Below are 12366 nucleotides of genomic sequence, written 5' to 3'. Positions count from 1 at the left end.
GCGCCTAAGGCGTTTCCCCGGCGGGTGGTTGTTCGCCGGCGTCGAGCCCGGCGAAGCCGAGGACACGGTCGTCGGAGCTGCGCTGGGCGTCACGCTTCTGCAGGGCCGCGACGGCTTCCTGGTACTCGCCGAGGATCCGCTTCTGGAGGGCGAACATCTCGCGTTCCTCGGCGGGCTCGGCGTGGTCGTAGCCGAGGAGGTGGAGGCAGCCGTGCACGGTGAGCAGGTGCAGCTCGTCGATCAGGGCGTGGCCCGCGGTCTTGGCCTGGTCCTTGGCGAACGCTGGGCAGAGCACGATGTCCCCGAGCAGCGCGGGCGACGCGTCGGGCGCGTCCGGGCGGCGGGAGGAGTCGAGCTCGTCCATCGGGAAGGCCATGACGTCGGTGGGGCCGGGCAGGTCCATCCAGCGTTCGTGGAGGTCTTCCATGACGTCGAGCGTGACGAGCAGGATGGACAGCTCGGCGAGCGGGCTGACCTCCATCTTGTCGAGGGCGTAGCGGGCGGCCGAGACGATGGACGTCTCGTCGACGTTGACGCCGGACTCGTTGGCGATCTCGATGCTCACCGCCGGTTGCCCTTCCAGCCGTTGCCCTGCTGTTGCTGCGCGTCCTGCACGGCCTGCCACTTCTCGTAGGCGTCGACGATGTCGCCGACGAGCTTGTGCCGGACGACGTCCTGGCTGGTCAGCTCGGCGAAGTGGAGGTCCTCGACGCCGTGGAGGATGTCGCGGACGACCCGGAGGCCGCTGCGCTGCCCGCTGGGCAGGTCGACCTGGGTGATGTCGCCGGTGACGACGATCTTGGAGCCGAAGCCGAGGCGGGTGAGGAACATCTTCATCTGCTCGGGCGTGGTGTTCTGCGCCTCGTCGAGGATGATGAAGGCGTCATTGAGCGTACGGCCGCGCATGTAGGCGAGCGGCGCGATCTCGATCGTCCCCGCCTGCATGAGCCGCGGGATGGACTCCGGCTCGACCATGTCGTGCAGCGCGTCGTAGAGGGGACGCAGGTACGGGTCGATCTTCTCGTTGAGCGTGCCGGGCAGGTAGCCGAGGCGCTCGCCGGCTTCGACGGCCGGGCGGGTCAGCACGATGCGGGTGACCTGCTTGGCCTGCAGCGCCTGGACGGCCTTGGCCATCGCGAGGTACGTCTTGCCGGTGCCGGCGGGGCCGATGCCGAAGACGACGGTGTGCTTGTCGATGGCGTCGACGTAGCGCTTCTGGTTGAGCGTCTTGGGCCGGATGGTCTTGCCGCGGCGGGAGACGATGTTGAGGCTCAGCACCTCGGCCGGGGACGCGTCTCCGCTGGAGAGCATGGAGACGGTGCGGCGGACGGTGTCGGGCCCGACCTGCTGCCCGCCTCCGGCGAGCTGGACGAGCTCGGCGAAGACGCGCTCGGCGAACGCGACGTCGGCGGGGGTGCCGGTGAGGGTGACCTCGTTGCCGCGCACGTGCACGTCGGCGGCCAGGAGCTCTTCGGCGACGCGCAGGTTCTCGTCGCGGGACCCGAGCAGGCTCAGGGCGGCGGCGTCGGGAATGGGGAACCGGGACTGCGCGGCCTGGGTGGCGGCATCCTCGGTCTTCGGGACGTCCCCGGGGACGTCGGGTCGGGCGGCTCCACCCGGTACGGTTCCGGCCACGTGGCCTCGGCCCTGCTTTCTGCATGAGGGACTGCGGACCCCTCCGATGCTACTGGCACCCCCCGACAGGACGCAGGCCGGTTTACCGGTCAGCCGCCGTGCGCGCCGAAGAACCCCAGCTGTTCCCCGCCCAGCACATGGGCATGAACGTGAAACACGGTCTGCCCGGCATCCCCATCAGTGTTGAAGACCACGCGATACCCACTCTCAAGGATCCCCTCAAGCTCGGCAACCTTACGAGCAGTGGCAACAAGATCACTCAGCAGCTGCGGGTCGGCTGCGGCAAGCTCTCCGACGTTCCGATACCGCTTCTTGGGCACGACAAGCACATGAACCTTCGCCTGCGGCCGAATATCCCGAAAGGCGAAGGTGGAGTCATCCTGGTAGACGACATCGGCAGGAATCTCCCCACCGATGATCCGCTCGAAGAGAGTCTCGGCATCACTGTCGCTCATAGGAGCACCCTAGCGACAGCAAGCAAGCCGCCATCGCCCCCAGCCACACCCGCCAACGCCCCCCAACCACACGAGAACCCACGCGGGGGTCCGGGGCTCGCCCCGGCGGGGGCCTGGGGGTCCGACCCCCAGAAAACACAACGAACGCAAAGCGGCCCCCGACCGAGCGAAGCGAGGAAGGGGGCCGCGGCGCGGTAGACCCTGGGGGTCGATCTACCGCAGCCGCGGCGGCCGCCGGACCGAGGGGGGAGGTGCCCGGCGGGGTCTGTGCTTTCCCAGTGGCGCGCCGAAACGGTGGGTGGCGCGTTAGTAAACGAGAGTAACGGGTCGGAGTGTGATCGCGCCATAACTGGGCGCAAAATCGGGGGGCTTTTTTCCGGTGATCTTTTCACCGCCACCGGGTGGTGAGGGCGCCGAGCGCGCCGAGGGCGACGGCCGCGGCGGTGGAGGTGCGCAGGACGGTCGTGCCGAGGCGAACGGCCTGAGCACCGGCTTCGCACAGGGTGCGAAGCTCGGCGTCGGTGATGCCGCCCTCGGGGCCGACCACGAGGAGGATGTCGCCGGTGTCGGGGAGGGCGAGGTCGGTGAGGCGGGCCGGGGTGCCGGATTCGAGCACGATCGCGAGGCTCATGGTGGCGACCAGCTCGGCGAGCTCGCCGGTGGTGACGGGTTCGGTGACGTCGGGGACGTGGGCGCGGCGGGCTTGTTTGGCGGCCGCGCGGGCGGTGGCGCGCCAGCGGGCGAGGGCTTTGCCGCCGCGGTTGCCGTCTTCCCACTTGGCGACGCTGCGGGCGGCGCGCCAGGGCACGACGGCGTCGACGCCGGCCTCGGTGGCCAGCTCGACCGCCAGCTCGCCGCGGTCGCCTTTGGCGAGGGCCTGGGCGACCACGACGCGCAGAGCGGGTGGTTCCTCGGTCCAGTGTTCCTCGACCGACAGCGTGACCGCGGCGTCGCGGCCCGGCTGGACGGCCTCGACGACGCAGCGGGCCATCGCGCCGGCGCCGTCGGAGAGCACCAGCCGCTCCCCCGCGCGCAGGCGGCGGACCGTGGCCGCGTGCCGGGCTTCCTCGCCGTCGAGGACCGTGCGCCCGGAGGCGGGCACGGACGCGGCGAGGAAGACCGGCAGGGTGGTGTCGGGCACGGGTCAGCGGTGGTTCTTGGCGCGCAGCTTGGAGAACAGGCCGCCGTGCTTGTTCCCGTTGGACGACAGCGTCGGGGCTTCTTCGCCGCGCTGCTGGGCCAGCTCGACCAGCAGGTCGCGCTGGGCTTCGTCGAGCTTGGTCGGCACCTGGACGTCGATGTGGACGTGCAGGTCGCCGCGGCCGTCGACGCGGCCGGAGGACCGCAGCCGCGGCATGCCCTTGCCGGTGAGGACGAGCTCGGCGTTGGGCTGGGTGCCGGGCTCGATGTCGAGCTCGTAGTCGCCGTCGACGAGCGTCGCGATGGGCACGGTGGCGCCGAGGGCGGCGGTGGTCATCGGGATGCGGAAGTTGCAGTGCAGGTCGTGGCCCTGCCGGACGAAGACCTCGTGCGGGGTCTCGTCGATCTCGACGTACAGGTCGCCCGCCGGGCCGCCGCCGGGGCCGACCTCGCCCTGGCCGGACAGCCGGATGCGCATGCCGTCGCCGACGCCCGGCGGGATCTTGGCCGTGACGTTGCGGCGGGCGCGGATGCGGCCGTCGCCGCCGCACTGGCGGCAGGGGTCGGGGATGACCTCGCCGAAGCCGCGGCAGACCGGGCACGGGCGGGCCGTGACGACCTGGCCGAGGAAGGACCGCTGGACGGACTGGACCTCGCCGGCGCCGCCGCAGGTGTCGCAGGTCTTGACCGAGGTGCCTTCGGACGTGCCGGCGCCGCGGCAGAGGTCGCAGACGATCGCGGTGTCGACGGCGATCTCCTTGTCGACACCGGTGGCGCACTCCTCCAGGCTCAGGCCGAGCCGGATGAGGGCGTCGGAGCCGGGCTGGACCCGGCTGCGGGGCCCGCGGCCCCGGCCGCCACCGCCGCCGGCCGCGCCGAAGAAGGCGTCCATGATGTCGCCGAGGCCGCCGAACCCGGCGAACGGGTCGCCGCCCCCGCCGCGCCCGGCCCCGTTGTCCATGGGGTCGCCGCCGAGGTCGACGATCTTGCGCTTCTGCGGGTCGGACAGCACCTCGTAGGCCGTGGTGACCTCGCCGAAGCGGTGCTGCGCGTCCTCCGACGGGTTGACGTCGGGGTGCAGCTCCCGGGCCAGCTTCCGGTACGCGCGCTTGATGTCCTGATCGCTCGCGTTCTTCGCCACCCCGAGGATGCCGTAGTAGTCCCTCGCCACCGTCTCTGCTTCTCCTTCTGCTCTGCCCGGCTCAGCGGCCGGCCAGGATCTGCCCCACGTAGTTGGCGACCGCGCGCACCGCGGCGATCGTGCCGGGGTAGTCCATCCGGGTCGGTCCGACCACCCCCATGCCGCCGAGCACCACGTCGTCGCGGCCGTAGCCGATCGAGACGACCGAGGTGCTGCGCATCTGCTCGTCTTCATTTTCCTCACCGATGCGCACCGTGATCGCACCGGGGTTGCGCGCGGCGGCCAGCAGCTTGAGCACGACGACCTGCTCCTCGAGGGCTTCGAGGACCTGGCGCAGGGAGCCGGGGAAGTCGGCGACGTTGCGGGTGAGGTTGGCGGTACCGCCCAGGACCAGGCGTTCCTCGGGGTGTTCGGCCAGGGACTCGACCAGGACCGTCGAGACGCGGATGAGCGCGTCCCGCAGCTCGCCGGGCGCCTTGTCGGGCAGCTCGGCGACGCGGGCGGCGGCCTCGTTGAGCCGCCGTCCGGCCATGGCCGTGTTGAGCACGGTCCGGAGCCGGGCCACGTCCTCCTCGGTGACGACGTCGCCGAGGTCGACCGTGCGCTGGTCGACGCGCCCGGAGTCGGTGATCAGCACGAGCATGAGCCGCGCCGGGGTGAGCGGCACCACTTCGAGGTGCCGCACGGCGGCGTTGGTCAGCATCGGGTACTGGACGACGGCGACCTGCCGGGTCAGCTGCGCGAGCAGCCGGACCGAGCGGCGGAGGACGTCGTCGAGGTCGGTGCCGCTGTCGAGGAAGGTGGTGATGGCCTTGCGTTCGGCCGTGGAGAGCGGCTTGATCTCCGAGAGCCGGTCGACGAAGAGGCGGTAGCCCTTGTCGGTCGGCACGCGGCCGGCGCTGGTGTGCGGCTGGGTGATGTAGCCCTCTTCTTCCAGGGTCGCCATGTCGTTGCGCACGGTCGCGCTGGAAACGCCCAGGTTGTGCCGCTCGACGATCGCCTTGGACCCGACCGGCTCCTGGTTGGACACGTAGTCGGCCACGATCGCGCGCAGCACGTCGAAGCGGCGCTCATCCGCGTTGGCCACCGGTTCCTCACCTACCTCGCTCGCTGCTCACCCCGAGTTTACGGAAGCCTGAGCCGGTCGTGCTCAACCCCGGCCCGCCCGGCGGCGGGCCACGTCCGGGTAAAGGCCCGACAAACGAATTCCCATGCATTCTTCCCGAAACAATTTCCCGGGTTGTCGGGGGAACCGAAAAGCGGTTTGCTGCCTCTGATCCGCATGCCCTTCCCCGACTTCCGAGGTCGCCGTGAACCCCACTGAACCCGCTTCGGCCGGAATGCCCGACATCGCCCGGCGGGCAGCGGAGGCGAAGGCGCGCCTCGAGCACATCGCCGCGACCGCCACGAGTGCCGACGGTGCCGTCACCGTCACCGTCAACACCGGCGGTGCGCTGCAGGAACTCTCCTTCGGCCCGCGTGCGGACGAGCTGCCGCGCACCCGGCTGGCGGCCGAGATCCTGGCGACGGCCAAGCGCGCCCAGGTCGACGCCGCCCAGCAGCTGACCGCCGTGATGGCGCCCGTCATCGGCGCCGACAGCGACGCGATGAAATTCCTGAAGGAACAGATCCCGGCGCCCGAACTGCCGGAAGAAGAAGCGGCGCCGCCGCGCTGGGAATTCGCCGAGAAGCCGCAGGAAAACCCGCCGCCCCCGCGCCCGGCCCGGCCGTCGCGCCCGGACGACGACGAAGACTTCGGCGGCCCGATCCTGCGCCGGGGGCTGTGATGGCGGGCGAAGGGATGAAGGTCGACTTCGACGTCCTCGGCGGGCACGAGGACGAGATCCGCGAGATCGCCGACCGCGTGCAGCAGGCGGTCGACGCCGCGGGCACCGCACAGGCGCTCGACTTCGACGCGTTCGGGCTGGTCGGGCAGGTGTTCGCGATCCCGATCCAGGTGTGGCTGACCACCGCCGACGGCTTCCTGAACGCGGCCGTCGAGGCCGGGCACGACGTGGCCGACCGCGTGAAGAAGGCGCACACGGCCTTCCGGGAGCACGAAGAGAAGACGAAGTGCCTGCTCGAAGGCATCGGCAAGGAGCTGCCCGCATGACCGAGAACTCCCTGGTCGCGACGGCCGAGTCGCCCGGCGGCCTCACCACCGGCATGGGCGACCCGGCCAAGGGCGAGCTGGACAACCTCAACGCCCAGACCGGCGGCGCCGGCATCTTCAGCGACGCCGCGTCCACGCTCACCGACGCCCGCAACGGCGACTGGGGCAACCTCGCGATGGACGTCGGCACCGACGCCCTCGACCTGCTCGGCGCGGCGATGGACCCGCTCGGCACGCTCGCGAGCGCCGGAGTCGGCTGGCTGATCGAGCACATCAGCTTCCTCAAGGACGGGCTCGACAAGCTCGCGGGCAAGCCCGAGGCGATCACGGCCAAGGCCGTGACCTGGACGAACATCGCGAAGCAGCTCAACGAGACCGCCGAGTCGTACGAGCAGAAGGCGAAGAAGGTCCAGGAGTCCTTCAGCGACTGCGGCTCGGCCGAGGCCTACCAGCGGACGGCGGAGAGCTACGTCGGCGTCCTGCGCGGTGCCGCGTCGCACGCCGAAGGCGCGTCGACGGCCATGAACATCGGCGCGGCCCTGGTCGGCACCGAGCGCGGGCTGATCCGTGACATGATCTCGTCGTTCGTGGGCGAGCTGATCATCAAGGCCCTGGCCGCGCTCGCCGCGTCCTGGTGCACCTTCGGCGGGACGATCGCGGCGTTCATCGCCGACACCGTCGTCGAGGGCGGGGTGCTGGCCGAGAAGATCAGCACGCGCATCACGAAGGTCGTCGAGAAGCTGGAGAGCCTGGCGAAGGGCGCCGGCAAGTCGAAGGCGGCCCTCGAAGGCGCGGCGAACGCGCTGAAGAAGGCCGGGAAGAGCGTCGACAAGATCGTGGACAAGAGCGTCGACACGGCCGCGAAGATCGAGCAGAAGGCCAACGAGCTCAAGCAGGCCGGCAAAGAGGCGAAGTCCGCCGAGGAGACGGCGAAGGGCTGGAGCGACGCCGCTGAGTCCCATGTCCCCGGCCGCGAAAAGGTCGAAGGCCTCGGCGACAAGTACTCGGAGGACGGCCGCAGCGCGCTCAAGCCGGCGGAGTGGCAGAAGGCCGGCGGCTATCCGGGGTGGAGCACGGCGGACACCGTCGGTGTCGTGACCGAGGGCCGCCGTCAGGAGAACGAACAGATCGACCGCTATCACGAAGGCCGGGAGGCCTACGAGAAGGAACACCCCGAAGGCGGGGCCGAGTGATCGAGCAGGCCGAGGTGGAGCTGGCCAACCGCCACGGCCGGCTCCACCCCTCGCAACGGGGAAAGCTGCTCGACTTCACCTTCTGGGTCGCGGCCGTCCTGGTCGTCGCCGGCCTCGTGGTGGCGGTGCTGGTCTCCGCCGCGGCGGAGACCGCCGCCGAAGTCCTCGGCACCCTCGTCCCGATCCTGGCGATCACCGCGTGGTTCGCGTTCGTCTGCTGGCGCCGGCTGGCGGACGTGCGGAGCGGTCAGCTGGTCGCGACCACGGGCTGGACCCACGACTTCGGCAGGCAACGGCCCGGCGACGGCCACCCGATCGCGCTCTCCACCCGGCTCAGCCAGGGCTACAACGAGCACTACTACCTGAAGACGGGCGGCCGGACCTACCCGCTGGAACGGAAGCTCCGCGAGCGGATCCGGCCGGACCGCGTCAACACGGTGCTGATCGCCCCGCGGTCGAAGCTGCTGATCAACGTCCTGCCCGCTTAGACCGCCTCGGTCAGGGCGTCGAACTCGGCGTCGGTCAGCTCGATGTCCGCCGCCGCGACGTTGTCCTCGAGGTGCGCGACCGACGACGTCCCGGGGATCGGCAGCACCACCGGCGACCGCTTGAGCAGCCACGCCAGCGCGAGCTGCGACGGCGTCGCCTGGTGCTCCTTCGCCAGCGTGCCCAGCGGGCTGTCCTCGCCGGCCAGCGCGCCCGTGGCCAGCGGGAACCACGGGATGAACGCGATGCCGTGCGCGGCCGCGTGCTCCAGCAGCGGCTCGGCGTCGCGCTTGGCCAGGTTGAACAGGTTCTGCACCGAAACGATCTCGGCCGTCTTCTGCGCCTCCTGCAGGTCGGCCACGCTCACCTCGGACAGGCCGATGTGCCGGATCTTGCCTTCCTCCTGGAGCTTCTTCAGCTCGCCGACCTGCTCGGCCACCGGCACCTTCGGGTCGATCCGGTGCAGCTGCAGCAGGTCGATCCGCTCGAGGCCGAGGTTCCGCAGGCTCAGCTCGACCTGCTGGCGCAGGTACTCGGGGCGGCCGACCGGGACCCACTGGTTCGGGCCCTGCCGGGTGAAGCCGGCCTTCGTCGCGATGACGAGGTCGTCGGTGTACGGGTGCAGCGCCTTCTTGATGAGCAGGTCGGCGACGAACGGGCCGTAGGCGTCGGCCGTGTCGATCAGGTTCACGCCCAGCTCGACGGCGCGCCGCAGCACCCGGACCGCTTCCTCGGGGTCCTTCGGGTCACCCCAGACACCGGGGCCGGTGAGCTGCATGGTGCCGTAGCCGAGGCGGTGCACCGGCAGGTCGCCGCCGAGGGTGAAGGTGCCGGAGTTCTTCGCGCTCATTCTTCTCCTGACGTCGTCCGCGGGTCCCCTCTCCGGTGCCAACCCGGCGGCCCCGCGGACGATTCCCGTTCAGGAGTTGCGCGGGAAGCCCAGGTTGACCCCGGCGTGCGAGCGGTCCGGCCAGCGCGACGTCACGACCTTCGTCCGGGTGAAGAAGTGGAAGCCCTCCGGCCCGTACGCGTGGCTGTCGCCGAACAGCGAGTCCTTCCAGCCGCCGAAGGAGTAGTAGCCGACCGGGACGGGGATCGGGACGTTGACCCCGACCATGCCGACCTCGACCTCGTTCTGGAACCGCCGGGCCGCCGCGCCGTCGCCGGTGAAGATCGCCACGCCGTTGCCGTACGGGTTGGCGTTGATCAGGTCCAGCGCGTCGTCGTAGGACGCGCTGCGCGCCACCGACAGCACCGGGCCGAAGATTTCGTCGGTGTAGATGGACATTTCGGGGCGGACGTGGTCGAACAGCGTCGGGCCGAGCCAGAAGCCGTCGCCGTCGACCTCGATGCCGCGGCCGTCCACGACGAGCGACGCGCCCGACTCGACACCGGCGTCCACATAGGACGCCACCCGCGCGTGGTGCGCCTTGGTGACGAGCGGGCCCATCTCCGACTCGGGGTCCCGGCCGTCGCCGACGCGCAGGCGCGCCATCCGCTCGCTGATCTTGCGCACCAGTTCGTCGCCGACCGGGTCGACGGCCACGACCACCGACACCGCCATACAGCGCTCCCCCGCCGAGCCGAACCCGGCCGACACCGCGGCGTCCGCGGCGAGGTCGAGGTCCGCGTCGGGCAGCACGACCATGTGGTTCTTCGCCCCGCCGAGGGCCTGGACGCGCTTGCCGTGCCGGGTGCCGGTTTCGTAGACGTACCGCGCGATCGGCGTCGACCCGACGAACGAGATCGCCTTGACGTCCTCGTGTTCGAGGAGCCCGTCCACCGCCACCTTGTCGCCGTGCAGCACGTTGAGCGCGCCCGCGGGCAGCCCGGCCTCGGCCAGCAGCTCGGCGATGAACACCGCGGCCGACGGGTCCTTCTCGCTCGGCTTGAGCACGACGGTGTTGCCGCACGCCAGGGCGTTGGGCACGAACCAGAGCGGCACCATGGCCGGGAAGTTGAACGGCGAGATCACGCCGACCACGCCGAGCGGCTGCGCGATCGAGTAGACGTCGACGCCGGTCGAGGCGTTCTCGCTGAAGCCGCCCTTGAGCAGCTGCGCGGCGCCGCAGGCGTACTCGACGTTCTCGATCGCGCGCGCGACCTCGCCCGCCGCGTCGGACTCGACCTTGCCGTGCTCGCTCGTGACGATCTTCGCCAGCTCGTGCTTGCGCGCGGAGAGCAGCTCGCGGAAGGCGAACAGCACCCGCGTCCGGCCGGCCAGCGACGTCCCGCGCCAGCCCGGCAGCGCCGCTTTGGCCGCGGCGACGGCGGCCTCGACCTCGGCGTCGCCCGCGAAGTCGACGTGCGCGCGGACCTGCCCGGTCGCGGGGTCGAACACCTCGCCGGAGCGCCCGGCGGTCCCGGTGAACGGCTTGCCGTCGATCCAGTGGCTGATGCGGTCGGTCACGGCAGGCGCTCCTTCGCTCGGGGACGTCCTCCCGAGTCTCGGGGCGGGCGCCACGCCAACGCCATCGGCAACGTGTACGTCAGTTGACTCCCGGCCGTACAGTCTGTCCCTGCCGATCAGACCGCGAGGAGCCATGTACCCGACCGTCGCCGAGGTGCTCGCGCTGCCGGTGCTGCGCCAGGGCCGCCCGCACGTCGTCGCCGGCACGGCCGGGCTCGACGCCCCGGTGCGCTGGGCGCACGTCGCCGAGGTCGCCGACATCGCGCACCTGCTGCGCGGCGGCGAACTCGTGCTGACGACCGGCGTCGCGCTGCCCGACGACGGCCCGGCGCTGGCCCGCTACGTCGCCGACCTGGCCGGGGTCGGCGCCGCCGGCCTGGTGATCGAGCTGGTCCGGCACTGGAACGACAAGCTGCCGGCCGCCCTGGTCGAGGCCGCGGAGAAGCACGGGCTGCCGCTGGTGACGCTGTCGCGGGAGACGCGGTACGTGAGCGTCACCGAGGCGGTGAACGGCCAGATCGTCGACGCCCAGGTCGCCGAGCTGCGCGCCGCCGAACGCGTGCACGAGACGTTCACCGCGCTCACGGTCGCGGGCGCCGAGCCCGGCGTCGTCCTCGGCGAGGTCGCGCGGCTGACCGAGCAGCCGGTGGTGCTGGAGACCCTTTCGCACGAGGTGCTCGCCTACGACGCGGCCGGCACCGATCCGGCGGAGCTGCTCACCGGCTGGCCCGCCCGGTCGCGGGTGGTCCAGCTCGGCGAGCGGACCGGCTACCACCCGGCGTCCGGCTGGCTGGTGACGGTGGTCGGCGCCCGCGGGCACGACTGGGGCCGGCTCGTCGTGGTGTGCGCCGACCCGCCGCCGCACCGCCACCGCGTGGTCGCCGAGCGGGCCGCGTCCGCGCTGGCCGTGCACCGGCTCGTCGCGAAGGACACCGACGGCCTCGAGCGGCAGGCGCACCGCGCCGTCCTGACCGAGCTGCTCGCGTCGCCCGCGCCGTCGGCGGAGCTGCTGGCGCGAGCTTCGGCGCTGGCCGTGCCGCTGACCGGGCGGCAGCTGGTCGGGCTGGCGGCGCGGCCCCGGCTGACCGGCACCCGGCCCGCGCTGTCCACGCCGCCGGTGCTGCGCGAACTGGCCGAGGCGACGGTCCTGGCGGCGCGCCGCGCGAAGGTGTCGGCACTGGTCGCGACGGACGACCTGGGCGTGCGGGCGCTGATCGCGCTGTCGCCGGAGGCGAACGCCGACGCGGTGCTGCACCGGCTGGCCACCGACGTCCACGAGGCCCGCGGCAGCGCGCCGGGTGTGCTGGCCGTCGGCACGACGGTGCTCTCCCCGGCCGAAGCGGGCCGGACGCTGCTGGAGGCCGGCCAGGTCGCGGCGGCGGCGCTCGGGACGGGCGACACGCGCGTGCTGCACCGGCTTTCCGACGTCCGCCTGCGCGGCCTGCTGCACCTGCTCTCGGGCGACGAGCGCGTGACGGCGTTCGCGCACCGGGAACTGGGCCCGCTGCTCCAGCGGGACGCGGCGTCCGGCAGCCGGCTCGTGCAGGCCCTGCGGCACTACTGCGAGCAGGGCGGCAACAAGTCCGCGGCGGCCGCGGCGGCGCACACCTCGCGGACGGCGTACTACCAGCAGCTCGCCCGGATCGAGCAGGTGCTGGGCGTCCGGCTGGAGGACCCGGAGTCGATGCTCTCGCTCTACGTCGCGCTGCTGGCGGGGGACCTCACCCGGACGAGCGAAGAAGAGTCACCCGGACGAGGAGCACAGTGATCGGTCCCGGGCTGCCGATGGAACC

Annotated in this window: 13 protein-coding genes; 5 read left to right on the top strand and 8 right to left on the bottom strand. The window is 71.8% G+C overall.

Annotation, left to right across the window (positions count from 1 at the left end):
• Positions 1–4: 4 nt before the first annotated feature.
• The 6 genes from ybeY to hrcA form a co-directional block, all read right to left on the bottom strand.
• Positions 5–565 carry an rRNA maturation RNase YbeY gene (ybeY, locus tag ACWEN0_RS26400; RefSeq protein WP_451978753.1) on the bottom strand — a complete coding sequence of 187 codons (561 nt, stop codon included), beginning with the start codon at positions 563–565 and terminating at the stop codon, positions 5–7.
• Positions 562–1635: a PhoH family protein gene (locus ACWEN0_RS26395; RefSeq protein WP_451978750.1), complete on the bottom strand. Its 1074-nt coding sequence runs from the start codon at positions 1633–1635 to the stop codon at positions 562–564. The genes ybeY and ACWEN0_RS26395 overlap by 4 nt, the downstream gene beginning before the upstream one ends.
• A gap of 89 nt (positions 1636–1724) precedes the next feature.
• Positions 1725–2090 carry a histidine triad nucleotide-binding protein gene (locus ACWEN0_RS26390; protein ID WP_451978747.1) on the bottom strand — a complete coding sequence of 122 codons (366 nt, stop codon included), beginning with the start codon at positions 2088–2090 and terminating at the stop codon, positions 1725–1727.
• 388 nt (positions 2091–2478) lie between these two features.
• Positions 2479–3231 carry a 16S rRNA (uracil(1498)-N(3))-methyltransferase gene (locus ACWEN0_RS26385; RefSeq protein ID WP_451978744.1) on the bottom strand — a complete coding sequence of 251 codons (753 nt, stop codon included), beginning with the start codon at positions 3229–3231 and terminating at the stop codon, positions 2479–2481.
• 3 nt (positions 3232–3234) lie between these two features.
• Positions 3235–4401: a molecular chaperone DnaJ gene (gene dnaJ / locus ACWEN0_RS26380; RefSeq protein ID WP_451978741.1), complete on the bottom strand. Its 1167-nt coding sequence runs from the start codon at positions 4399–4401 to the stop codon at positions 3235–3237.
• A gap of 31 nt (positions 4402–4432) precedes the next feature.
• The gene (hrcA, locus tag ACWEN0_RS26375) at positions 4433–5458 is read right to left on the bottom strand and encodes a heat-inducible transcriptional repressor HrcA (protein WP_451978738.1); all 1026 of its coding nucleotides are present in this window, start codon (positions 5456–5458) and stop codon (positions 4433–4435) included.
• A 223-nt stretch (positions 5459–5681) separates the two neighbouring features.
• Here hrcA and ACWEN0_RS26370 point away from each other — a divergent pair, with 223 nt between their 5' ends.
• The 4 genes from ACWEN0_RS26370 to ACWEN0_RS26355 are packed head-to-tail and all read left to right on the top strand — an operon-like array spanning position 5682 to position 8165.
• Positions 5682–6158, top strand: coding sequence for a YbaB/EbfC family nucleoid-associated protein (locus ACWEN0_RS26370; protein WP_451978735.1), 477 nt, complete (start codon positions 5682–5684; stop codon positions 6156–6158).
• Complete coding sequence (locus ACWEN0_RS26365; RefSeq protein ID WP_451978732.1) at positions 6158–6484, top strand: type VII secretion target; 327 nt, start codon at positions 6158–6160, stop codon at positions 6482–6484. Before ACWEN0_RS26370 ends, ACWEN0_RS26365 begins: the two co-directional genes overlap by 1 nt.
• Entirely contained in the window at positions 6481–7677 is a 1197-nt protein-coding gene (locus ACWEN0_RS26360; RefSeq protein ID WP_451978729.1) for a PPE domain-containing protein, read from the top strand. Before ACWEN0_RS26365 ends, ACWEN0_RS26360 begins: the two co-directional genes overlap by 4 nt.
• A complete protein-coding gene (locus ACWEN0_RS26355) occupies positions 7674–8165 on the top strand; it encodes a hypothetical protein (RefSeq protein ID WP_451978726.1) in 492 nt (163 codons plus the stop codon). The genes ACWEN0_RS26360 and ACWEN0_RS26355 overlap by 4 nt, the downstream gene beginning before the upstream one ends.
• On the opposite strand, the gene ACWEN0_RS26350 is transcribed toward ACWEN0_RS26355, so the two are convergent.
• Together ACWEN0_RS26350 and ACWEN0_RS26345 are read right to left on the bottom strand one after the other, a co-directional pair.
• Positions 8162–9013, bottom strand: a complete 852-nt coding sequence (locus ACWEN0_RS26350; protein WP_451978723.1) for an aldo/keto reductase — start codon at positions 9011–9013, stop codon at positions 8162–8164. The genes ACWEN0_RS26355 and ACWEN0_RS26350 overlap by 4 nt on opposite strands.
• A gap of 69 nt (positions 9014–9082) precedes the next feature.
• Positions 9083–10573 carry a CoA-acylating methylmalonate-semialdehyde dehydrogenase gene (locus tag ACWEN0_RS26345; protein WP_451978720.1) on the bottom strand — a complete coding sequence of 497 codons (1491 nt, stop codon included), beginning with the start codon at positions 10571–10573 and terminating at the stop codon, positions 9083–9085.
• A 133-nt stretch (positions 10574–10706) separates the two neighbouring features.
• Between ACWEN0_RS26345 and ACWEN0_RS26340 the strand changes: the two genes are divergently transcribed.
• On the top strand, positions 10707–12341 hold the full coding sequence (locus tag ACWEN0_RS26340) for a PucR family transcriptional regulator (RefSeq protein ID WP_451978717.1): 1635 nt from the start codon (positions 10707–10709) through the stop codon (positions 12339–12341).
• Positions 12342–12366 lie beyond the last annotated feature (25 nt).

This window comes from Amycolatopsis sp. NPDC004378, assembly GCF_053602455.1.
Note: the sequence above shows the minus strand (reverse complement) of the source record. Positions and strands in the feature narration are given on the sequence as shown.